Origin of the sequence: Bradyrhizobium sp. CCGUVB1N3 (genome assembly GCF_024199925.1) — a bacterium.
GTDB lineage: Bacteria > Pseudomonadota > Alphaproteobacteria > Rhizobiales > Xanthobacteraceae > Bradyrhizobium.
Genome location: NZ_JANADR010000001.1, coordinates 3,810,673 through 3,831,536 on the forward strand (window position 1 = coordinate 3,810,673; position 20,864 = coordinate 3,831,536).

Below are 20,864 nucleotides of genomic sequence, written 5' to 3' on the forward strand. Positions count from 1 at the left end.
GGTCACCCCGTCACCCGTTGCGACCAGACGCGCGTACCCCAGGCGGCCGCGTTGATGGCGAGCACGATGACGATCAGGATCGCACCGAGGCCCATTGCCAGCGGCAGATTGCCTTTGGACGTCTCCAGCGCCACGGTGGTGGTCATGGTGCGGGTAAAGCCGTCGATATTGCCGCCGACGATCATGACCGCGCCGACTTCCGCCGCAGCGCGGCCGAAGCCGGCCAGCACTGCCGTGAGCAGGCTGAAGCGCGCATCCCACAACAGCGTCGTCATGCGGCCGACCGCGCCGACATTCATGGCGCGAAGCTCATCGCGATACTCGACCCAGAGGTCCTCCACCGTCTGCCGCGTCAGCGCGGCGATGATCGGCACGATCAGGACCGTCTGCGCGACCACCATCGCCATCGGCGTGAAGAGGATGCCAAGCTCGCCGAGCGGCCCCGCGCGCGACAGCAGCAGATAAAGCGCAAGCCCGACCACGACCGGCGGCAGGCCCATCATCGCGTTGAGCAGCACGACCAGGACCGCGCGGCCCGGGACGTGCGTCAGCGCCAGCAATGCGCCGAGCGGCATACCGATTGCAGACGCCAGCGCGACCGCCGCAAGGCTCACACCAAGTGAGAGCCGTACGATCGCCAGCAACGCGGGATCGCCGCTGAGGATGAGTTGCAAAGCACTGAGATGATCGGGCATGGTTCCCATAAGACGACATTGAACTGCAAAAATTCCGGCCTGCGTCAAATGCCAAAATACAAACAAAGATATGCATAGGGATGCAGAATGGAATTTCTGACGACAAGTGAAGCTGCCGACTACCTCCGGCTGGGGGAGCGCAAGCTCTATGAGCTCGTCACCACCGGGGCGATCCCCTGTAGCAAGGTGACGGGGAAGTGGCTGTTCCCGCGCCATGAGCTCGATTTATGGGTGCTGTCGGGCCTGGCGCGCCCGGCCGGCATGCGGGCGACCGAGCCGCCACCGATCGTCGGCGGCAGTCAGGACAGCCTGCTGGAATGGAGCCTGCGGGAATCCGGCTCGGGCCTTGCCTCGCTCAACGAAGGCACGGCGCGGGGACTGGAACGGTTGCAGCGCCACGAGGTGATGGCGGCGGCGCTGCATTTTCACAGCCTCGACAGCTCGGACAATCTCGCCAATGACGCCAACGCCGCAGCCTTGCGCACCGCACCGGACCTGCACGACGCCGTGCTGGTCGGCCTGATGCGCCGCGAGCAGGGCCTCTTGGTGTCGCCGGGCAACCCGAAGCGGCTGCGCAGCTTGCCGGACGTGCTGGCGCTCGGCGCCAGGATCGCGCTGCGACAAGAGGGCGCAGGCGCACAGATGCTACTCGACGTGCTGCTCAAGCGTGCGGGCGCCTCATTTCGGGATCTGCGCCGGCTGGATACGCCGAGCCTCACCGGGCCCGACCTCGCCGCCACGATCCGCGCCGGCCATGCCGATTGCGGCGTCGCCACGCGCGCGGCGGCCAAGTCGGCCGGGCTCGATTTCGTCCCGCTGCTCTGGGAGAATTTCGATCTTGCGATGCGGCAGCGCAGCTACTTCCGCCCGCCGATGCAGGCGCTGATCCGGTTCCTCAACGAGAAAAAGCTGCGCCAGCATGCCGAGGAGCTGACCGGCTACGATACCTCGCCGGCCGGCCAGATCCGCTTCGCCGCCTGACCAACGTTGACGCCCGGCCCCAAATAGTTGCAAAAGAAACCAATTCAGCCGGGCCATACCCGACCGCAATCATGGGAACAGCGGCCAACGAGCCGCATGAGGGGAGGAATAGCGTGACTCCAGGCAGAACAGGACTGTCCGTCGTGGCCGCGATCGCGGCCGTGACGCTGCTGTCGGGCGCAGCTTTCGCGCAAGTGTCCGACGACGTCGTCAAGATCGGCGTGCTCACCGACATGAACGGCCCGGCCTCGACGCCGACCGGCCAGGGCTCGGTGACGGCGGCGCAGATGGCGATCGACGATTTCGGCGGCACGGTGCTCGGCAAGCCGATCAGCGTGGTGGTCGGCGACCACCAGCTCAAGGCCGATATCGGCGCGGCGCTGGCACGGCGCTGGTACGACGTCGAACAGGTCGACCTCATCGTCGACGTCCCCGTGTCCGCGGTGGGGCTCGCCGTGCAGAACATCGCCAACGAGAAGAAGAAGCTGTTCATCGCCCATTCGACCGGGACGGCCGACTTCCACGGCAAATTCTGCTCGCCCTACGCCATGCAGTGGGTGTTCGACACCCGCGCGCTCGCGGTCGGCACCGCGCAGGCGGTGGTCAAGCGCGGCGGCGACAGCTGGTTCTTCATCACCGACGACTACGCTTTCGGACACTCTTTGGAGCGCGATGCGTCCACGGTCGTGACGGCGAGTGGCGGCAAGGTGCTGGGCTCGGTGCGGCCGCCCTTGGCGACGCCCGACCTGTCCTCCTTCGTGCTCCAGGCGCAGGCCTCGAAGGCGAAGATCATCGGCATTGCCGCCGGTCCCCCGAACAACATGAACGAGATCAAGACCGGCGCCGAGTTCGGCGTGTTCAAGGGCGGCCAGCAGATGGCGGCGCTGCTCGCGTTGATCACCGACATTCACGGCCTCGGTCTTCAAGCGGCGCAGGGCCTGCTGCTGACGACCTCGTTCTATTGGGACATGGACGACAAGACCCGCGAATGGGCAAAGCGCTATTTCGCCAAGATGAACCGGATGCCGACGATGTGGCAGGCCGGAGTCTATTCGTCGGTGATGCACTATCTCAACGCCATCAAGGAGACCGGCACCGACGATCCGCTCAAGGTCGCAGCGAAGATGCGGGAAAAGCCGATCGAGGACTTCTTCGCCCGCAACGGCAAGCTGCGCGAGGACAATCTGATGGTGCACGACCTCTGGCTGGTGCAGGTCAAGTCGCCGGAGGAGAGCAAATATCCCTGGGACTATTACAAGATCCTGGCGACGATTTCCGGTGACCAGGCGTTCGGCCCGCCCGATCCGGCGTGCGCGATGGTGAAGAAATAGAATCGAGGCCAACTTTATCAACGCCGTCATGCCCGGGCTTGTCCCGGGCATCCACGTCTTTCCTCACAGGCCGAAGCACGTGGATGGCCGGGACAAGCCCGGCCATGACGAGCGCGGTCGTGCGCTACTTCATCACACCGATCTCGCGGAAATATCTCGCGACAGCGGGATGAATCAACTCCGGCTTCGGCGCGGCCGCAACCGTGTTCGCGGCCGTGGTCTCGCAGGCCTGCGGTAGCTTCTTGCAGAACTCGCCCTCGACGCCGTGCAGCGTCTTCGCCAGGCGATACGCGACATCGTCGGGCAGGTCCTCGCGCGTGAGCACAAAGCTCCAGGAGCCGAGCGAGGCGATCGGCGCGGTCTGCGTCGGATAGGAGCCGGCCGGCACCGTCAGCGGCTTGAGGAAGGAATGCTTTGCGCGGATACGCGCGATCTCGTCGGCGTTGGGCGCAATGAAGCGCGCGCCCGACGCGCTCGATGCGACCGCGGCAAAGCCCGGCCAGCCGATGCCGGCGCCCCAGAGCGCGGCGACGCGGCCGTCTTCCACCATCGCGGGACCGTCGCCGGCGCGGTCGAGATAGATCGCCTTGAAGTCCTCGTCCTGCTTGAGGCCGAGGCCGTCGAGCACGTAGCGCGCAAGGATCGGCAGGCCCGAGCCCTTCGCGCCGAACGCCACCGGCTGGCCGACGAGATCGCGGATGGTCTTGTACGGGCTATCCGCCCGCACCACGAACATGCCGGGGTTGGAATAGATCGCGGTAAGAATCTTCAGCGCTACCTTCGCGCGGCCGATGCCGGCGAAGGCCTCATAGGCCGGCTCGCCGGCGACCAAAGCGAGGTCGAGCTCGCCCTTCTCCAGCAGCGGAATGTTCTCGTTGCTGCCCTTGGTGTTGCGCGGGGCGATGATGAGCTGCGGATCGGCCGCGTTCATCATTTCGGCAAAGGCATTGCCATAGAGTGGGAAGCCGCCGCCGGGCGTCGCGGTGCCGAGACTGATTGTGGTTTTCGAGATGGCCTTGTCTCCGTCTTCTTGGCTTTGGGCCGAGGCTGCGCCTGCAAACAGCACCACACCCAGCATGATCAGCGAACGAAGTTTCATCAGGGCTCCTCGGCAAACGGCTGCTGCGTCAAGCTGAACTTGTGACGATGTAGGCAGCCGCTCGATTTTATGGAAGCATGACGGCAACGACAATAAAGCAATGGGAGGCGTCATGCTGGGAGTTTTGCGTCGCGGTCTTTTCGGTCTTGCTCTTCTGTCCAGCCTCGCCGGCGCTTCACCCGCAGCCTCCGCCGCCGACTACCCGAACCGCCCCGTGCACTGGCTGATCGGCTTCGCCGCCGGCGGCCCCGTGGACATCGTGGCACGGATCATGGCGCAGTGGCTGTCGGATCGTTTCGGCCAGCAGTTCATCGTCGAGAACCGCACTGGAAGCGGCGGCAACATCGCGGCCGCCGCGGCGATCAACTCTGCGCCCGACGGCTACACGCTGCTGTTCGTCGCGCCCAACAACGCGATCTCGACCTCGCTGTACAAGAAGCTGCCATTCGACTTCCTGCGTGACACCACGCCGGTCGCGAGCATCATGCAGCTCACCAACATGCTGGTCGTCTCCAATGCCATGCCGGTGAAGACCGTCCAGGAGTTCATCGACTATTGCAAGGCCAATCCCGGCCAGATCTCCTATGCGTCCTCCGGCAACGGCACCTCGGTGCACATGTCGGCGGAGCTGTTCAAGGCGATGACCAAATGCGACATGGTGCACGTGCCCTATAGGGGATCGGCGATCGCCTTCCCCGACATCATCTCCAACAAGGTGCAGCTGATCTTCGACAACCTGCCCTCCGCGCTGGAGCAGGCGCGCGGCGGCAATGTCCGCGCGCTCGGCGTCACCTCGCCAAAACGCTGGCCGAGCGTGCCTGACGTTCCCGCCATCGCCGAGACGGTGCCGGGATTCGAATCGGTCGGCTTCTACGGCATCTCGGCGCCCAAGGGCACGCCAGGCGAGATCGTCGATCTCCTCAACAAGGCCGTCGGCGAGGCGCTGAAAGACCCGAAGCTGGTGGCGCGGCTCGCCGAGACCGGCGGCATCCCCAGGCCAATGACATCAGCCGAGTTCGGCAAGCTGGTCACCGACGAGACGGAGAAATGGCGCAAGGTGGTCGAGTTCGCCGGGGTGTCGGTGGACTGATTGGCGGGATTGCGCCCTGGCCGAGGCCCGTGAACGGGCGGAGCAGACCCCACCCCGATCAAAATGTCGAAAACAACCCCATGCAAAGTAGAAGTGGCGGTGTGGACGGATGCGAGCGACGCCCGGACAGTTGACACGTCGGGCAAAACAGGAGCATAAGCGCAACATCGCAAATTTCGGTAATTCGTAAGCGACAGGTCAGGTATCGCTCGGGGGCGATGCCTGCGCTTCGGTCGTCGGGGTCGGCATTGCACCCTCGGCTCAGGCCCTGTAAACGGACGGCGCACCGTTGCCGGCCGCTACCAAAGCGGCCGCCTCGCGGCGGGGCCTGTAGCTCAATGGTTAGAGCCGGCCGCTCATAACGGTCTGGTTGCAGGTTCGAGTCCTGCCGGGCCCACCAGCCTTCGCTCGCTTCGCGAGCTTCGGCTCGGCAAGCCAGCGCCACAAGCGACCAGCGAAGGGTGTCACGCCGAAGCGCGCAGGGCGAAGATGGACTGGCGCAAGATCAGAGGCACCGCACCAGCAATGCCCCACTTCAATACTCATCCAGTAGTCTGCAGACTACCGCTCCACAGCTGGTCCGAATACCGTGTCTGTCACTCGATCGTAGATCCGGCTGCTTGCGCATACGAGAACGACATCAATGGGCATGCCGGCCGCCTGAGGCCGGCACTGAGCTTCGTATTTCCAGGATCAGATGGAGATTAACCGGCGATGCCGGTGTTGACGTACGTGGTAATGACCATCGGGTAAGCGCCGCCGCCTGTGACGTCGAGCTGATCGTCCGGCAGCGCATCAGTCATGGAAGCGACCGGCGCCTTTGCCTGCGCGGGTTCGCTGGGTTGGATAGTCTCGGAACGCGCTCCATTCGTCTCAGACGTATTTTCGGCCATTCGCAGCTCCTTTTGCATCCGATCTCGTTGCCCGCGACGGGAGTCTATGCCGCCGCATTTCGATGTGTCTGGGCCGGCAAGGCAAGGTTCAACATCCAGCCCGGGACTCGAGCGTCCTTGCTGGTAATTCAGCCCGCATGCCCTTCACATTCCAGTGAGGAATTTATACCTGCAGTCCTCCCAATTCAAGTAAAGGTTGCAGCACGCCGGGTCCGGGTGCCGCAAGTGCAGATAGTGACTTGAAAGCGTTGGTCTTTTGAGGCCAAATCCGATGGGGCGGGGGTCGGGGTCCCGCCGTTGGTGGGGGCTGCATGAGGGGCGGGATCAATCGGATGTTTCGGGAGGCCGCGATCGAGCGGTTGTCCCATCCCGATCAACTCGATCATGTCGTTGGCATTACGCGGCCATACGACTGGGTCGCTGCCCTGGCGCTCGCTGCCGGAATCGTGGTGCTGCTGGCCTGGGGAGTGCTGGGCCGCATTCCCACCCGGGTTTCGGGCGAAGGCATCCTGCTCAGCAGCGGCGGCCGACTGGTCGATGCCGTTTCGGCCGTCAGAGGGCGACTCGCATCTATCGATGTGCGGATCGGAGACGAGGTCCGCAGTGACCAGGAAATCGCGCGTGTCGTGCAGCCGGACGTCGAGCTGCGACTGCAGCAGGCACGAGATGTGCTTAAGGAGCGCGAGCGCGAACATTCCGATTTGATCGCGGCGATCTCGCGCGAGATCGAAGCCAAGCTCGGCAATTTCGCAGCGCAGGAGTCGGGCCTGCGCGAAGTCGCCGCCTTTGCCGAGCGGCGCGCCGCCTATCTGGTCGATGAGGTCGCCAAGCTCGAGCCCGCTGCCGCCGGCGGCTATGTGACCAGGAAATACCTCGAGGACCGTCGCGTCGAGCTCAATGCGGCGCGCGAACGGATCACCGATTCCAAAAACGAGATTCTCAAATTGAATGCGCAGCGGCTCGAGCTGCAGAGCCAGCGCGAGCGAGACCGATTGCAATCGGAATTCAAGGTGAATGATGCGAGACGCACGGTCGAGCAGCTTGCGGGTGAGCTCGAACGCGGATCGCGCATCCTCAGCCCGGCCGATGGCCGGATCGTCGAGGTGAAGGTTTCCAATGCGGTGGTACTGGCCGTGGGCACGCCGGTCGTCCAGATCGAAACCGCGAGCCCGACATTGGAGGCGACGATCTACATGCCGCCCGACCTCGGCAAGTCGATCAAGCCGGGAATGGAGGTCCGGGTCGAGCCGAACCCGGTCAAGCGCGAGGAGTACGGCGCGATCATCGGAACGGTCGCCGCGGTGTCCGACTTCCCGGTGACCCCCGAAGGAATGGCTGCCGAACTGCATAACGACACGCTGGTGAAACGCTTTTCGGAGAAGGGCGCACCCTACGCCATGCGCGTGGCGCTGGAGCGCGACGGCTTGACATCAAGCGGCTATCGATGGACGTCGGGCAAGGGTCCGGCGCTCGTGCTGTCCAGCGGCACGCTGGCTCGTGCCGAAGTGACCACGCGCGAGCAAGCGCCGATCAATCTCCTGGTCCCGACGGTCAGGCGGTTGACCGGGATCGGCGGCTAGGATTGCGCATGAGCGCATCATCCGCACCACCGCGCCGAGCTGGAGGAAGCCCGTTGCTCCGCTTGCGTGATCTTCTCCAGGCAATGGCCTTTCGTGCGCGCCGACGATCGATCACGCCGACCGTTCTACAGATGGAAGCACTGGAATGCGGAGCGGCATCGCTGGCGATGGTGCTTGCGCATTACGGGCGATGGGTACCGCTGGAGACACTGCGGGTCGCGTGCGGTGTATCCCGTGACGGCAGCAAGGCCAGCAACCTTCTGAAAGCCGCGCGGAGTTTTGGATTGGAAGCGAAAGGTTTTCGCAAGGAGCCGGAAGCGCTGAACGACCTGCCGATGCCGGCAATTCTCTTCTGGAACTTCAATCATTTCGTGGTGCTGGAGCGAATCGACGCAGATTGCGCCGAAATCAACGACCCTGCAGTCGGACGTTGCAAGGTCGAGCGCGCGGAGTTCAATCTTGCCTTCACCGGCGTCGTGCTGGCGATGGAGCCGGGCTCGGACTTCAAGACCGGTGGCGCGAAGCCGAATTTCTCCGCGATGCTATGGCGGTTGCTCCAGGGATCCCAGCGTGCCGTGATGCTGCTGATCGTCCTGAGCATGGCTTTGGCGATCCCGACGATCCTTGTGCCTACCTTCGTCAAGATATTCATCGATCATGTTCTGATCATGCACGTGGAAGGGTGGTTCAGGCCGCTCCTGATCGGTCTCGCACTGACGGCCCTCGGGCGCGCCCTGATCACGGCTTTCCAGCAGTCGCTGCTGCTGAGGCTCCAGACCAAGCTGACCGTGACCATGGTCGGAAAGCTGCTGTGGCATCTCATGGCAGTGCCCATGGACTTCTTCACCCAGCGTCATGCCGGCGAGATTGCCAGCCGCGTCAGCGCCAGCGAGGAGATCGCGGAATTGGTATCGAGCGGGCTTGCGACCAGCGCGCTCAATTTGGTTTCGATGATCTTCATCGCAGCGGCCATGGCGCTGTACGACCCCCTGCTGGCCGCGATCAGCATTGCGGTTGCGCTGGTGAATGTGCTGTTGCTTGCGTTCATCGCTCGTGAGCGTGAAGGGCTCAATCGCAAGCTTGCGATAGACAAGGCGAAGTTGACCGCGAACACGATCGAGATCGTCCGGTCTATCGAAACGATCAAGGCTGGCGGGCTCGAGAACGACGCGTTCGCCCGCTGGAGCGGCTTCCAAGCCAAGGTTCTGAATGCGGAACGAGATCTTGGACTGTATTCCACCATTCTCGAGATCTGTCCCGTAGTTCTGACCGGCTTGTCCTGTGCCATCGTGCTCGGGCTCGGCAGCCTTCGCATCATGGAGGGCGCCTTGACGATCGGGGGCCTGGTCGCGTTGCAGGCCTTGCTGCTGAGCCTGGTCGAGCCGGTCAATGCGTTGGTGCAGCAGACCTCCGCACTCCCTGCAATCAAGGCCAACTTGCTCCGGGTCGAAGACGTCTTCAATTATGCGAATGATGCGGCGCGGCCAACCATCGCGACGGAGCGTAAGCCGCCGGAAATGCCTGCCAAGCTCTCCGGGCACATCAGGTTGGTCGATGTGTCGTTTGGTTATTCCGCCCTTGAGCCACCGCTCATCGCGGGCCTGTCGCTCGAGATCGAACCCGGCCGCCGGATTGCGTTTGTCGGCGCGTCGGGCAGCGGCAAATCCACGATTGGTCGCCTGATGAGCGGGCTTTATCGTCCTTGGTCGGGCGAGATCCTCATTGACGGTTGGTCGATCGATCACATCCCCCGGCAGGTGTTTTCAGGCTCGGTTGCGTATGTCGATCAGGACATCCTGCTATTCGAGGGAACGGCCCGCAGCAATGTGACGCTCTGGGACGACACCATTGCGCAGGCTGGCCTGTCGCGCGCTGTCAGGGACGCGTCCATTCACGAGGATCTCTCGGTCCGCGCCGGCAATTACGACTGTCATGTTGCAGAGGACGGCCGCAATTTCAGCGGCGGCCAGCGCCAGCGGCTCGAAATCGCGCGGGCGCTCGCCGGAAATCCTTCCATTCTCATTCTTGATGAAGCCACTTCGGCACTCGATCCCGGCGTCGAGAAGATGATCGACGACAATCTGCTCCGACGGGCGTGCACTTGTATCATCGTTGCGCACCGGCTCAGCACCATCCGCGACTGCGACGAGATCCTGGTCATGAGCCAGGGGCGCGTGGTGCAGCGGGGCACTCATCGGGATCTGCTCGCCGAAGGTGGCGAATATCTTCGCCTGCTGACCGCCGAATGACCCGCGCCTTCCCACCATCGAATCTGGAGACACCGTGGACCGGAGCTGGGCAGGACCGGTTCGCGCTTGAGAGCCATCGGCCGTTGACGATTGGTCAGACTGATCGGACCTATCTGGTCGCTCGCGGCCATGTCGACCTGTTTGCCGTCATGCCCCCGGGCGATGACTCGCCGCCGCGCCGCTGGCATTTGTTTCGCGTCGCAAGTGGGGGATTGATCATTGGCCTGCCTGCATCGGCTCGTGGCGGGCGCGGCCTCGAAGTGATTGCGGTCGGTGGCCTCGATGCGGAGGTGATCTCTTGTTCTCGCCGCGAGGTGACCGACCGAGCGATGCTCGAAAAATGGTCCACGCTGCTGCTGGCGACGGTCGCGACGCTTCCGGGCGATATCTCTGCCTCTCACATCGATCTCGATGTCGAAGGCGAACTGGCACCCGGCGAGCTGCTGCGCATGTCGGGCGGGCAGGTCAGTTGGCTCAGCGTCGAGGAGGGGGCAATCGGGATCGTCGGCGTGGATCAGGCGATCACCGCGATCGATCCGCCCTGCCCGCTGTCACCGGGTACGTGCTTGGTGGCTGAGCGTCAAACGAAACTGCGCGTCAGGGACGGCGCAATGCTCACCGTCGCCGAGATCCACGCTGGCCTTGACGTCTTGCACACCTTGGTCGTGAACGCGCTCGCTGACAAATTCGACATGGAATGGACGGCCGACGTGGCGCGCCTGCAACGGCGCGCCACGCAGGAGGACTCGCGGGCTGAAGCCACGATTGGCCGCCTCGCGGGGATCATCGATCCGGGGGCTCTCGCGCCGGAGGACCTCGCCGAGGGGACCGACCGGGTATTGTTGGCCTGCCGGGCCGTGGCGGAAGCGATGGGAGTAGAGCTTGCACCGGCCGGCAAGCGCCTGCCTGATACCGACGATCTCACTGCGGTGCTCAAACTCGCGGAGGCATCGGGGCTTCGCAGCCGTCGCCTGCTGCTTCGAGCCGGCTGGTGGGCCAACAGCGCAAGCCCGTTTCTCGTGTTTCTCGGCCAGGAGCGCCGCGCGGCGGCGATCCTTCCCGGTCCCCGCGGCGGACATCTCCTGCTCGATCCCGCGACCGGGACGCGCAAGCCACTGACGCCAGATATCATTGCCGAGCTCGCGCCGGAGGCCGTGATGTTCTACCATTCACTGCCGGCGCGCTCCCTGGCCTTTCGCGATCTTGCGTCCTTCGTTGCGCCGATGCTTCGCGTCGATCTGTCGCGAATTATCGTCGCGTCACTCGGCCTTGGCGTGCTCGCGATGGCGACGCCGCTGGTGACCAAGGTCCTGATCGATTCGGTGCTGCCGCGCGCGGAGGCCGACCAATTGCTGATCTGTACGGCGGCTCTCGTCGTGGTGACGCTGATGGCGGGGGGCGTCCAGTTCATGCAGGGCGTCGCAGTGCTGCGGCTCGAGAGCAGGTTAGACTGGATGGTGCAGGCCGCCGTCGCCGATCGGCTGCTGCGCATGCCGATCGAGTTCTTCCGGAGCTACTCGGCTGGCGACCTTGCAGATCGTGCGCTGGGCATCGAAGCGATCAGGGTGATGATAACCACCCGGGCGATACGCGGAATGTTGGCGCTTGCCTCGTTCGTGTTCGCCTTCGCGGTGATGCTCTATCTCGACGCCCCACTGGGCCTATTCGCAGCCGTGCTTGCCCTCATTCGCTTCGTGATCGTCGGCGGCCTCAGCTTCGCCCGGGTGAAGCACGAGAGAGCGAACTTCGGCCTCAGAGGCTGGCTTCAGGGCGCAATCGTGCAGTTCGTGACGGGCATCGGTAAGCTGCGGGCCGCCAATGCAACGATCAATGCCCTCAATGTCTGGGTCGAGCGCTTCAGTCGCCAAAAGCGGCACTTCATCGCCTCCCAGCATGCGGCCAACGCGATGAAGAGCTTCGAAGCGGGCTTTCCCGCGATCGCGACGCTCCTGATCTTCGCGGGCTCCGAAGGGCTGGCGGCGACCAGCCCGATACATGATCTCGGCAGTTTCCTGGCGTTCTATGCCGCATTCGGGATTGCGTTGGGTGCCGCCGGGGAATGGGCGCAGGCTGCGGCCCAACTCGTTACTGTCATTCCCCGCATCGAGCGGCTGGGTCCGATTATTGCGACACCGATCGAAACCCCCGACGATGCGAAAGCGGTGGGCGAGATCGAAGGCACCATCGAATTCGCCGAAGTGTCGTTTCGCTACGGCACAGCCGGGCCGGCCATCGTGGATGGCGTCAGCCTGAGCGTCGCGCGTGGCGAATATCTTGCCATCGTGGGCCCCTCGGGCAGCGGCAAGTCGACGCTGTTCCGTCTTCTGCTCGGGTTCGAGAAGCCGCAGTCGGGCGTGATCTTCGTGGATGGTAAATCGCTCGAGACCATCGACCTCAGCTCCCTGCGGCGCCAAGTGGGCGTCGTGCTGCAAAATTCCAAGCTTTCTTCGGGCAATCTGTATGAGAACATCTGCGGTGGTGTCCATCTGCCGATCGACCGGGTTTGGGATATCGCGGGGGCCGCGGGGCTCGATCGCGACATCGAGGCGATGCCGATGGGAATGCACACTTTCGTCGCCGAAGGTATCAATACCTTGTCCGGCGGTCAGCGTCAGCGGCTGATGATCGCGCGGGCACTCGCACACAATCCGCGCCTGCTATTGATGGATGAGGCCACCAGTGCGCTCGACAACCGCAGTCAGGCCATCGTTACCGCCTCCATCAGGCGCCTCAACGTGACCAGGATCGTCATCGCGCATCGGCTCAGCACGGTGCAGTCTGCGGACCGGATCATCGTGCTCGACAAGGGACGGATCGTGCAGTCGGGCCGCTTCGATGAGCTCATCGCAGCCCCTGGCTTGTTTGCCGAATTCGCCCGCCGCCAGCTGCTGCAGGAGAACTAACCATGCGCAAGGTCCTTTTCATGTTCGGGGTGCTGAACGATTCCGACATCGAATGGATGGTCCGGTCCGGTCAGCGGCGCACGATCCGTGGCGGAGAGACCGTCATTCAGGAGGGCGTGCCGATCGAATCCATCATCCTGGTGCTGCAGGGGCGCATGGGGGTCGAGATCGACCGAGCCGGCGAGATCGCCCAGATCGAGGAGGGGGATGTCATCGGCGAGATGTCAATGGTCGATTCCGCGCCACCTTCCGCGACTGTTGTGGCGAAGATCGACGCGGTCGCACTGTTCCTCGATAAGACGATCTTGCAGCAGAAGTTGGCTGGCGATGCTCATTTTGCAAGCCGCTTCTATCGGGCACTTGCGATCCTGCTCTCGGATCGGCTGCGTGCAACCGAACGCCGGATGGCCTATGGCCAGGGCGCGGATCTTGCGGACGAGAACGCCCGCCTCAAAGACGAGCTGGACCCTGACGTGTTGGACCACCTTGCGATTGCGGGCGAACGATTCGACCGCCTGCGTAAGCAGGTCGAGGCCGCGGAGATAAGGAAGCATCACCGCTAAGAGCTGTAGACGCAAAGATCGCGACCTCGGCAAGTGCCGCTTTGTCGGAAATTCCGCGTCATCGGATTCCTGATGATTTACACGATGTAGTCTGTTTCGGGTCGCGAGCGGAAAGTCTCAACTTGAGTGGATGATTCCCGCTTCTCATCTGACAGCGGATGCGCAGCTCGGGCTCGCGAACCGGCGGAAGCTTGGACCGCACCAGTTTCACACCAGAAACAACCTGAATGAACCACAACAAACGCGAACGAGACCAAACAAAAACAAAGCGAAATCAACGAAATTGACCGTTATCCCGTCGCTCATAACGGTCTGGTTGCAGGTTCGAGTCCTGCCGGGCCCACCACATTGTTAGTCCGTCAGCATTCGCAACGATGCGTCCTCATCCGCTGAAGCGACATTTCCGCTGTTTTTGTAATGACTTTCAACGTGCAAACGTTCGCCGATGTTCGTAGGGTGTTTGCTAACATCCCGCCGTTTTGTTGGCATATTTGTTGGTATCTTATCGAAGCCGAAGCGAGATACCAACATGCCGCTCACGGATACGAAGTGTCGGAATGCCAAGAGGCAAGTCAAGCCACGCAAGCTCTCCGACGGCGGCGGCTTGCACCTCTTAATCAATCCTGACGGAGCTAAATACTGGCGCTTGGCCTATCGGTGGCATGGCAAGCAACGCACCCTTGCAATCGGCGTTTATCCGGCCATTGGGTTGATGGAGGCGCGCGCTGCGCGGGATGAAGCCAAACGTAACCTTGCTGCTGACATCGATCCTTCAGTAGTGAAACGGGAGCGTAAGCGGGCCGCAAAGATTGCAATTGACAATACCTTCGAAGCCGTCGCGCGCGAGTGGCACGAAAACTGGAAAGGTGCACGTAGCCCCTACTACGCTGCCCAGATCCTCCGACGTCTGGAGGCGAATGCTTTCCCGGCCATCGGTCGCCGTCCGGTTGCGGCGATTGAGCCGCCGGAACTTCTGGACATGCTGCGCAAGGTCGAGAAGCGCGGGGTGAACGAAACGGCGCGACGGCTAAAGCAACTCGTCGGACAAATATTCCGTTTCGCTATCGTGACCGGCCGAGCGAAGCGGGACCCCTCCGTTGATCTCAAGGACGCTTTACGAGCTACGGGAGAACCGCAACGTCACAGAGCGATGCCGCTTTCGGAGCTGCCAACCTTCTTGCAGAAGTTGGAATGTTACAGCGGCGAGCAGCAGACCAAACTTGCATTGAAGCTGGTAACCCTGACGTTTCTTCGAACGACTGAGCTGCGCGCCGGCAAGTGGGGCGAACTGGAGAACCTGGATGAGAATTCCGCTGTGTGGCGCATTCCGGCCGAACGTATGAAAATGCGCCTGGAGCATCTGGTGCCTCTGTCACGCCAAGCAGTCGCGGTATTGCGCGAGCTGCGCGCGCTTTGTGGCGGTAGTCCCTACATCTTTCCTTCGCCCGGAAAAGGCGACTGCATGTCCAGCAACACCATGCTCTATGCCATCTACCGGATGGGATATCACGGTCGCGCCACGACCCACGGTTTCCGCACCGTCGCTTCCACGATCTTAAACGAAACCAACTTGTTCAACCGAGATTGGATCGAACGCCAGCTTTCGCACGTAGAACGAAACGAAGTGCGACGCGCGTACAACGCCGCGGAGTGGATGCCTGATCGTCGAAGAATGATGCAGTGGTGGGCAGACCATATTACAGCGTTGGCTCTCGAAGGCGACAAAATCATTCCGTTGTCGCGCGCGGGCTAACTAAATGCCTTATTCTCCGAAGGGGGAGGCCACACGTTCGAATCGTGTCGGGTGCGCCATCGTTCCCGATGGCAGTCAGGCAACACGCATCTAGGCCTTGCGCAGTGGCGGTCGCGGACCACTGACAAATACATCCAGCTCCCGCACGCTTATGGGTCAGCGTGATGCCCATGATGTTGATGCGCCGCCTTGGGTTGCGCTCCATCGGGAGACGCATTCGCCGATGTGCCAGCGCATTTACTATTACAAGGGGCAGAGCGCCTTCACTCGTTGGCATGCGGTGCTCGCGCTCGAAGGTGGCAGACCGTCCAAATACGGCCGTTCATTCGGCGTAATACCAATCCTCATAATGATCGACCGATGTAAGCCCAATCGCGGAGCCCGATCGACATGATCTTCCACGGCTGCGCGATGAGGGTGTTCCAGGCGTAACAGCAGTGGTCGACGATGTCGTCGTAGGATTTGAAGACGCGGTTTGACAGCCAATTTTGGCGCATGAACTGCCAGATGTTCTCCTGGCTGTTCAGCTCGGGCGAACGCGGCGGCAATGGCAGCAGCGAGATGTTGTGCGGAACGCTCAGCTGCTTCGCTCCGTGCCATCCAGCCTGATCGAGGATGATGATGGCGTGGGCACCATGGCTGACCTTGGTGGATATCTCATCGAGATGAAGCTGCATTGCTTCGGTGTTGCAGAAAGGTAGTACCAGAGCGGCGCCAGTTCCGAGTTCAGGACATACGGCACCGAACAGGTACGTCGATTGCGTACGCTGGTCATGGGCTGCCCGCGGCCGCGATCCCTTTCTGGCCCAGCGATAGGTGAGCTTATTCTTCTGGCCCACCCGCATCTCATCCTGGAACCACACCTCTACCGGCGTGTCCGGCGCAAGGCTGCTGCGGATGTCCTCCACGCTGGAGTGGAAGTTTTTTTATATGCCTCGATCGCATCGGGATCCTGCTTGTAAGCTCTCGGCCGGGCGCTGACGTGTGAGAAGCCGAGGTCCTTGAGGGCGCGATAGACCGTGTCGTCTGATACCGAGATGCCAAACTCCTCGTGCAGCCGCATGATCAGGTCACACGCCCGCCAGCGCACCACGCCATGGATGGCCGGGATCGGCCCTTCGTCCACGATCTGCGCCAGAAACGCCCGATGCTCCTCGTTGAGCTTCGCCGGCGCACCTGGCGCGGGGACATTGATCAAACCATCCGGCCCTTGCTCGTTGAACCGGATCACCCAGTCGCGTAGCGTCTGCCGGTCCATCCCGCCGACCTTGGCGGCCTCCGTGCGCGAGGCGCCATCGAGCACCGCAGCAATCGCCAGAAGCCGCCGAACCTGATCGCTGTCCTTCGCCCGCCGCGCTAACCGGCGCACCTCAACCGCCGTCAAATCCGTCCGAACCGCAATCGGCTGGCCCATGGCAACTCCCTCCAATTGCCATGTTGAATCATCGACCCGCTGATTTGGAAAGCCCCACCGTGAGTCACCACCTCAGCGGATTAGTATAAGACTATTGGTAACGGGCTAGGCCGAGATCCTCTGTTTCGATGTCGGGCTTCCGCCCCGACACAAGGTCCGCTATGACCCGAGAGGACCCGCAACTCATTGTCCAACCGAGAGTGCCATGCCCGGTATTCACGAAAAGATTTCTAATTCTGGTCCGGCCGATAATTGGAGTCCCATCCGGCGTCATCGGTCGTAGCCCTGACCAGAAGGACGCGTTCTTGGGGTCTCCACCGGGAAACAGATCCATCACGGAATACTCCAGCGTTCGCCGGCGTGCCTCGACGAGATCATTGGTGTAACCTGAGATTTCAGCCATTCCACCGACACGAATGCGGTCCCCGAGGCGGGTAATCGCAATCTTGTATGTCTCGTCCATGACCGTCGATTCGGGGGCGCGCGAAGTGTCGGTAATGGGAATCGTCAGCGAGTATCCCTTGACAGGATAAACTGGCAGCTTGATTCCTATCTTCTTGAGGAGAAGCGGTGAATAACTTCCCAGTGCGACAACGACCGCGTCCGAACGAATAGCCCCGCGATCGGTGATCACACCACGCACTTGGCCGGCTTCGATGTCCAGTCCATTGATGCAATGTCCGTAACGGAAATCGACACCCAATGCCGCGGCTTTCTGCTCCAGCGCATTGGTGAACTTGAAGCAATCGCCGGTCTCGTCCTTCGGAGTTAAAAGCCCTCCGACTATTCGGTCGCGAACGTGGCGCAATGCGGGTTCGACCCGAACACAACCGTCTCGATCGAGCACCTCAAATGGAACGCCATCCGCTGCAAGAGCCTTCATGTCCTTTGCCGATGCATCGAGCTGCTGTTGTGTTCGAAACAACTGCAGGGTCCCCTGCATACGCTCGTCATAGTGCAACGAGGTCTCTTCCCTCACCTCGGCAAGTGCCTTGCGACTGTAGTCCGCCAGGCGGAGCATCCGTCCCTTGTTAAGGGCATACCGGCTGGCTGTGCAGTTGGACAACATGCGGACAAGCCAAGAGAGCATGGCGGCATCAAGCTTCGGACGAAGGATCAATGGCGCATGCCGCATAAGCATCCACTTGACGGCCTTCATAGGGATTCCGGGGGCAGCCCACGGCGAACAGTAGCCAAAGGAGACCTCCCCGGCGTTCGCATAACTGGTCTCCAGTGCTGGACCCGGTTGCCTATCGACAACGACGACTTCGTGCCCGAGCTTTGCAAGTTGATATGCGGTTGTGACGCCGATAATGCCCGCGCCTAAAATGGTGACTTTCATTCCTTTGGTCCAACGTTCTGCTTGACGATATTGATGCGGGGTGTTTGCCGGGAACGCATTAGCGATACTCTCTGCGGAAGCGATGACCGAGGCCCGTGAGAATTTCGTAGGCGATCGTGCCCGCGTCCGCTGCCAGCGCCTCGATTGTCTGATGAAGACCGATCACTTCGACGAGGCTTCCACAAAGAGCTGAGCGTTGTTCGGAAGTTGAGGCCGCAGCGCAATGGCTTCCTCCGCTTGCGCCACAAAAAAGTGTCTGCAGCCAGCATCAAGCAATGACCCCGCCACCTGGATGGCACCCAGACCATAGGCGAGGGCCTTGACGACTGCCGCAACGCTGGCCGGGTTCGCCAAGGCTGCGATACGCTCAAAATTCCGGCGCAGTGCGGTCAAATCGACGGTCATGTATCCGGGGAAGCCCTGTGCTTCCCCATCTACGAGCGCCTGCGGAGCAGTTCGGTCGAATTTCTTTTCGCTTTTCATGACGAAAGGCGTAGCGCAATAATCGAGCAAATGCTGCGCATTCGTTGCTTGATTATTCTGCGGAACCAGCAAAATTGGAATGATCAGCGATATTTTCGCACAAACTGGATTTCAGCGATGGACAGCATAGATCGCAATATCTTGCGCGCGCTGCGTGTGAATGCCCGGGTCAGCAATGTCAATCTGGCGGAGGAAGTTGGGCTTTCTCCTTCGGCTTGTCTGCGGCGCATCAAGCTTCTCGAGAAGGCCGGCGTCATTCGCGGATACACGGCGCTCGTCGAGACCGGCGCCGATTCGCAGGGGCTTGCCGTGCTGATCAACATCACGCTGGAACGGCAGACCGTGGAGTATCTCAATAAATTCGAGGCTGCGGTCCGCAAGTATCCGGAGATCCAGGAGTGCTACCTCATGACGGGTGGCGCGGATTACTTCCTGCGCGTGGAAGCAGCCAATGCTGTTGAGTTCGAGCGGATCCACAAGGAAATCCTCTCGACCCTTCCAGGCGTCTCACGCATCCATTCCAGCTTTTCGATTAGAAATGTGCTTGCAAACCGGCCAAAGGGCCGGCGCTGATATGCATCTTTTGCGGTCGAGCAGGCCGCGTATCGATGAATCTCCGCCGCCTTCCTCGGTCCGCAGTTAGCAACTAGATTGGTCGACAACTCGGCATATTCGAAGCCGGCCAGTGGGGCGCCGAGACTTAACCACCGATCCCGTCCCCTGCGCCGCAAATTCGGTGAACATCTTCCCAGATATTGATTTTTCTTGGTATGGCGGGCGCTTCCGCCCGTTTCATGGTCGCCGTCGCCACCGCTAAGCTAAGGCGTCACTGGCAAAACCGCTGGATAGCGCAAAATAGGCTGTGCAATCTCACGCTTCCTCACCGAGCGCACGGGGGGCGGGTCTGGATGCCTAAACAAGATTGGACCTGGCCAACGCGTCCAGCAACCGCTGCAATAGCTTTCACCAAACTAATCCGCTGAGAACCCTCAGTAATTGGAATGGGCGCCTCAGGGCGCGCATATGGGCTTGCGAGCACATGTTGCATATGCTACTGATATTTTTACCACTGTAGCATTTACAACATACCGAGTCTTGAGGGCCTTTCAAGACTAAGTCATCGGGATCGGCCATCCGCGCCAACAGAATTGAGCCATTGTAAATGGTTTCCCCATCGCCAGGCCCAAGGCAGACCAGCCCGACGCTGGCCGACGGGTTCGCTGAAATCGAGCGCACGGCCGAACATGCGGTCGACGATCTCGCGCGGATGGTGGCGGTCGACACGACCTTCCCACCCGGCGCAGGATATGAAGCGTTTGCCGAATTGATGGACAGCACTGTTGCGGCCCTTGGGCTGGAGTGTCAGCCCGTCGATGTGCCCGAGCACTTGTGGCGTGTGACGGGCGGCCCGGCCTATGGCCGCAGAGCCAATCTCACCGCGCGACGCCGATCCGGCAAGCCGGTGCTCGGACTTTACTTCCATGTCGACACCGTGCCGGCAGCGCCGGGCTGGACAACCAATCCGTTCCAATTGACGCGCGACGGCGATCGTCTGATCGGCCTTGGCGCCGCCGACATGAAGGGCACCATCGCAGCCGTTCTGCTGGCCCTGCGCGCCGCCGACGCAATCGGCCTTCCGCTCGGTTACGACCCGATGCTGCTGCTCTGCACCGACGAGGAAGGCGGGCTCTATCCCGGCGTGCGATATGTCGCCGAGCAGGGTTTACTCGAAGGCCACATTCTCAACTTCAACGGCACCGCGGCGCCGCGGATCTGGGCCGGCTGCTTCGGCCTCTTCACGCTTCTGCTGCGCGTGCACGGCAAGACCGTTCACGCAAGCGCGGCCGGGACCGCGGGTTCGGGTGCCAATGCCATCGAGGCCGCACTTCCGATCCTCAATGCACTTACGGCGTTGAAGCCGAAAATCGCCGCGCGGACGTCAGCCCTGCCTGCGCCACCGGGCGCAACGAGTCCGCTCGCGGCCCAACTCGATATTTCCGCCGCCCATGGCGGCCAATGCGGCGGCCAGATTCCGTCGCTCTTCGAAGTCCTCGTCTGTCGGCGTTATGCGCCGGAGGAAGATTTTCTGGCCGCGCGAGCCGAAATCGAGGATGCCATCGCCGCGGCCGCGCCTGGAGCCGACGTCGACGTGGTCCTCACCGGCCACCTGATGCCGACGTCAGATCCTACGGGTCCGCACTGGCCTCGCTGGCAGGAGGCACTGTCGGCCGGGTTCGGCTACGCGCCGGACGATTTCGCCAAATGGGGCGCGACGAGTTGTTCCGATTTCGGCTGGGTGCAACAGACCGGCATGCAGGAGATCCTGCTCACCGGCGTCGGCCGGCCGGACAACCGAGTTCACGCCCCCGGCGAATTCACCACGCGCGCCGACATCGTCGCGCTGGCGAAATCGGTGCTCGCCTATCTGTCCGCTGAATTCCGTTCGGACCTATCTCCCGAAACACCCGCTGCCCGCTAACCGAAGGAA

Annotated in this window: 17 protein-coding genes and 1 tRNA gene; 11 read left to right on the top strand and 7 right to left on the bottom strand. The window is 62.0% G+C overall.

All coding sequences use genetic code 11. The features are described 5' to 3' along the window. Positions 1 to 2: 2 nt before the first annotated feature. Positions 3 to 695 carry an ABC transporter permease gene (locus NLM33_RS18090; RefSeq protein WP_254097434.1) on the bottom strand — a complete coding sequence of 231 codons (693 nt, stop codon included), beginning with the start codon at positions 693 to 695 and terminating at the stop codon, positions 3 to 5. Between the two features lie 87 nt (positions 696 to 782). Here NLM33_RS18090 and NLM33_RS18095 point away from each other — a divergent pair, with 87 nt between their 5' ends. After that, positions 783 to 1,676 carry a helix-turn-helix transcriptional regulator gene (locus NLM33_RS18095; RefSeq protein WP_254097435.1) on the top strand — a complete coding sequence of 298 codons (894 nt, stop codon included), beginning with the start codon at positions 783 to 785 and terminating at the stop codon, positions 1,674 to 1,676. Between the two features lie 113 nt (positions 1,677 to 1,789). Beyond that, a complete protein-coding gene (locus NLM33_RS18100) occupies positions 1,790 to 3,007 on the top strand; it encodes an ABC transporter substrate-binding protein (RefSeq protein ID WP_254097436.1) in 1,218 nt (405 codons plus the stop codon). A gap of 124 nt (positions 3,008 to 3,131) precedes the next feature. On the opposite strand, the gene NLM33_RS18105 is transcribed toward NLM33_RS18100, so the two are convergent. Then, a complete protein-coding gene (locus NLM33_RS18105; RefSeq protein ID WP_254097437.1) occupies positions 3,132 to 4,106 on the bottom strand; it encodes a TAXI family TRAP transporter solute-binding subunit in 975 nt (324 codons plus the stop codon). Between the two features lie 112 nt (positions 4,107 to 4,218). Between NLM33_RS18105 and NLM33_RS18110 the strand changes: the two genes are divergently transcribed. Both NLM33_RS18110 and NLM33_RS18115 read left to right on the top strand, forming a co-directional pair. Further along, positions 4,219 to 5,196 (top strand): tripartite tricarboxylate transporter substrate binding protein, encoded by a 978-nt coding sequence (locus NLM33_RS18110; RefSeq protein WP_254097438.1) that lies wholly within the window; start codon positions 4,219 to 4,221, stop codon positions 5,194 to 5,196. Between the two features lie 324 nt (positions 5,197 to 5,520). Then, a tRNA-Ile gene (locus NLM33_RS18115) sits at positions 5,521 to 5,596 on the top strand. Between the two features lie 304 nt (positions 5,597 to 5,900). On the opposite strand, the gene NLM33_RS18120 is transcribed toward NLM33_RS18115, so the two are convergent. Next, the gene (locus NLM33_RS18120) at positions 5,901 to 6,089 is read right to left on the bottom strand and encodes a hypothetical protein (protein ID WP_254097439.1); all 189 of its coding nucleotides are present in this window, start codon (positions 6,087 to 6,089) and stop codon (positions 5,901 to 5,903) included. A 332-nt stretch (positions 6,090 to 6,421) separates the two neighbouring features. Between NLM33_RS18120 and NLM33_RS18125 the strand changes: the two genes are divergently transcribed. From NLM33_RS18125 to NLM33_RS18145, 5 genes are all read left to right on the top strand, one after another. After that, on the top strand, positions 6,422 to 7,669 hold the full coding sequence (locus NLM33_RS18125; RefSeq protein ID WP_254097440.1) for an NHLP bacteriocin system secretion protein: 1,248 nt from the start codon (positions 6,422 to 6,424) through the stop codon (positions 7,667 to 7,669). A 53-nt stretch (positions 7,670 to 7,722) separates the two neighbouring features. Next, positions 7,723 to 9,918: an NHLP family bacteriocin export ABC transporter peptidase/permease/ATPase subunit gene (locus tag NLM33_RS18130; protein WP_371929964.1), complete on the top strand. Its 2,196-nt coding sequence runs from the start codon at positions 7,723 to 7,725 to the stop codon at positions 9,916 to 9,918. An 83-nt stretch (positions 9,919 to 10,001) separates the two neighbouring features. After that, positions 10,002 to 12,821 (top strand): NHLP bacteriocin export ABC transporter permease/ATPase subunit, encoded by a 2,820-nt coding sequence (locus NLM33_RS18135; protein WP_254097441.1) that lies wholly within the window; start codon positions 10,002 to 10,004, stop codon positions 12,819 to 12,821. Positions 12,822 to 12,841: 20 nt separating this feature from the next. Beyond that, complete coding sequence (locus NLM33_RS18140) at positions 12,842 to 13,384, top strand: cyclic nucleotide-binding domain-containing protein (protein WP_254097442.1); 543 nt, start codon at positions 12,842 to 12,844, stop codon at positions 13,382 to 13,384. 529 nt (positions 13,385 to 13,913) lie between these two features. Then, on the top strand, positions 13,914 to 15,137 hold the full coding sequence (locus tag NLM33_RS18145; RefSeq protein ID WP_254097443.1) for an integrase arm-type DNA-binding domain-containing protein: 1,224 nt from the start codon (positions 13,914 to 13,916) through the stop codon (positions 15,135 to 15,137). A gap of 344 nt (positions 15,138 to 15,481) precedes the next feature. Here NLM33_RS18145 and NLM33_RS18150 read toward each other — a convergent pair. The 4 genes from NLM33_RS18150 to NLM33_RS18160 all read right to left on the bottom strand — a co-directional run bounded on the left by NLM33_RS18150 (position 15,482) and on the right by NLM33_RS18160 (position 18,376). Beyond that, a protein-coding gene (locus tag NLM33_RS18150) for an IS630 family transposase (RefSeq protein ID WP_254096555.1) occupies positions 15,482 to 16,551 on the bottom strand; the annotation gives its coding sequence in 2 pieces (ribosomal slippage) (positions 15,482 to 16,065 and positions 16,065 to 16,551; 1,071 coding nt in all). Between the two features lie 91 nt (positions 16,552 to 16,642). Next, positions 16,643 to 17,893 carry a D-amino acid dehydrogenase gene (locus tag NLM33_RS18155; RefSeq protein WP_254097444.1) on the bottom strand — a complete coding sequence of 417 codons (1,251 nt, stop codon included), beginning with the start codon at positions 17,891 to 17,893 and terminating at the stop codon, positions 16,643 to 16,645. Positions 17,894 to 17,951: 58 nt separating this feature from the next. After that, complete coding sequence (locus NLM33_RS49670; RefSeq protein ID WP_371929965.1) at positions 17,952 to 18,059, bottom strand: alanine racemase C-terminal domain-containing protein; 108 nt, start codon at positions 18,057 to 18,059, stop codon at positions 17,952 to 17,954. Continuing rightward, positions 18,056 to 18,376, bottom strand: coding sequence for an alanine racemase (locus NLM33_RS18160; protein ID WP_254097445.1), 321 nt, complete (start codon positions 18,374 to 18,376; stop codon positions 18,056 to 18,058). Before NLM33_RS18160 ends, NLM33_RS49670 begins: the two co-directional genes overlap by 4 nt. Positions 18,377 to 18,484: 108 nt before the next feature. On the opposite strand from NLM33_RS18160, the gene NLM33_RS18165 reads away from it, so the two are divergent. Continuing rightward, positions 18,485 to 18,949 carry an Lrp/AsnC family transcriptional regulator gene (locus tag NLM33_RS18165; RefSeq protein WP_254105826.1) on the top strand — a complete coding sequence of 155 codons (465 nt, stop codon included), beginning with the start codon at positions 18,485 to 18,487 and terminating at the stop codon, positions 18,947 to 18,949. Positions 18,950 to 19,538: 589 nt separating this feature from the next. Then, a complete protein-coding gene (locus NLM33_RS18170; RefSeq protein WP_254097446.1) occupies positions 19,539 to 20,855 on the top strand; it encodes a M20 family metallopeptidase in 1,317 nt (438 codons plus the stop codon). Positions 20,856 to 20,864: the final 9 nt, after the last annotated feature.

Excerpts from the sequence above, each read along its gene's own strand:
- NLM33_RS18090 (WP_254097434.1), bottom strand. The coding sequence starts at position 695 with ATGCCCGATCATCTCAGTGCTTTGCAACTCATCCTCAGCGGCGATCCC.
- NLM33_RS18095 (WP_254097435.1), top strand. The coding sequence starts at position 783 with ATGGAATTTCTGACGACAAGTGAAGCTGCCGACTACCTCCGGCTGGGG.
- NLM33_RS18105 (WP_254097437.1), bottom strand. The coding sequence starts at position 4,106 with ATGAAACTTCGTTCGCTGATCATGCTGGGTGTGGTGCTGTTTGCAGGC.
- NLM33_RS18110 (WP_254097438.1), top strand. The coding sequence starts at position 4,219 with ATGCTGGGAGTTTTGCGTCGCGGTCTTTTCGGTCTTGCTCTTCTGTCC.
- NLM33_RS18120 (WP_254097439.1), bottom strand. The coding sequence starts at position 6,089 with ATGGCCGAAAATACGTCTGAGACGAATGGAGCGCGTTCCGAGACTATC.
- NLM33_RS18125 (WP_254097440.1), top strand. The coding sequence starts at position 6,422 with ATGTTTCGGGAGGCCGCGATCGAGCGGTTGTCCCATCCCGATCAACTC.
- NLM33_RS18140 (WP_254097442.1), top strand. The coding sequence starts at position 12,842 with ATGTTCGGGGTGCTGAACGATTCCGACATCGAATGGATGGTCCGGTCC.
- NLM33_RS18145 (WP_254097443.1), top strand. The coding sequence starts at position 13,914 with ATGCCGCTCACGGATACGAAGTGTCGGAATGCCAAGAGGCAAGTCAAG.
- NLM33_RS18155 (WP_254097444.1), bottom strand. The coding sequence starts at position 17,893 with ATGAAAGTCACCATTTTAGGCGCGGGCATTATCGGCGTCACAACCGCA.
- NLM33_RS18160 (WP_254097445.1), bottom strand. The coding sequence starts at position 18,376 with ATGAAAAGCGAAAAGAAATTCGACCGAACTGCTCCGCAGGCGCTCGTA.
- NLM33_RS18170 (WP_254097446.1), top strand. The coding sequence starts at position 19,539 with ATGGTTTCCCCATCGCCAGGCCCAAGGCAGACCAGCCCGACGCTGGCC.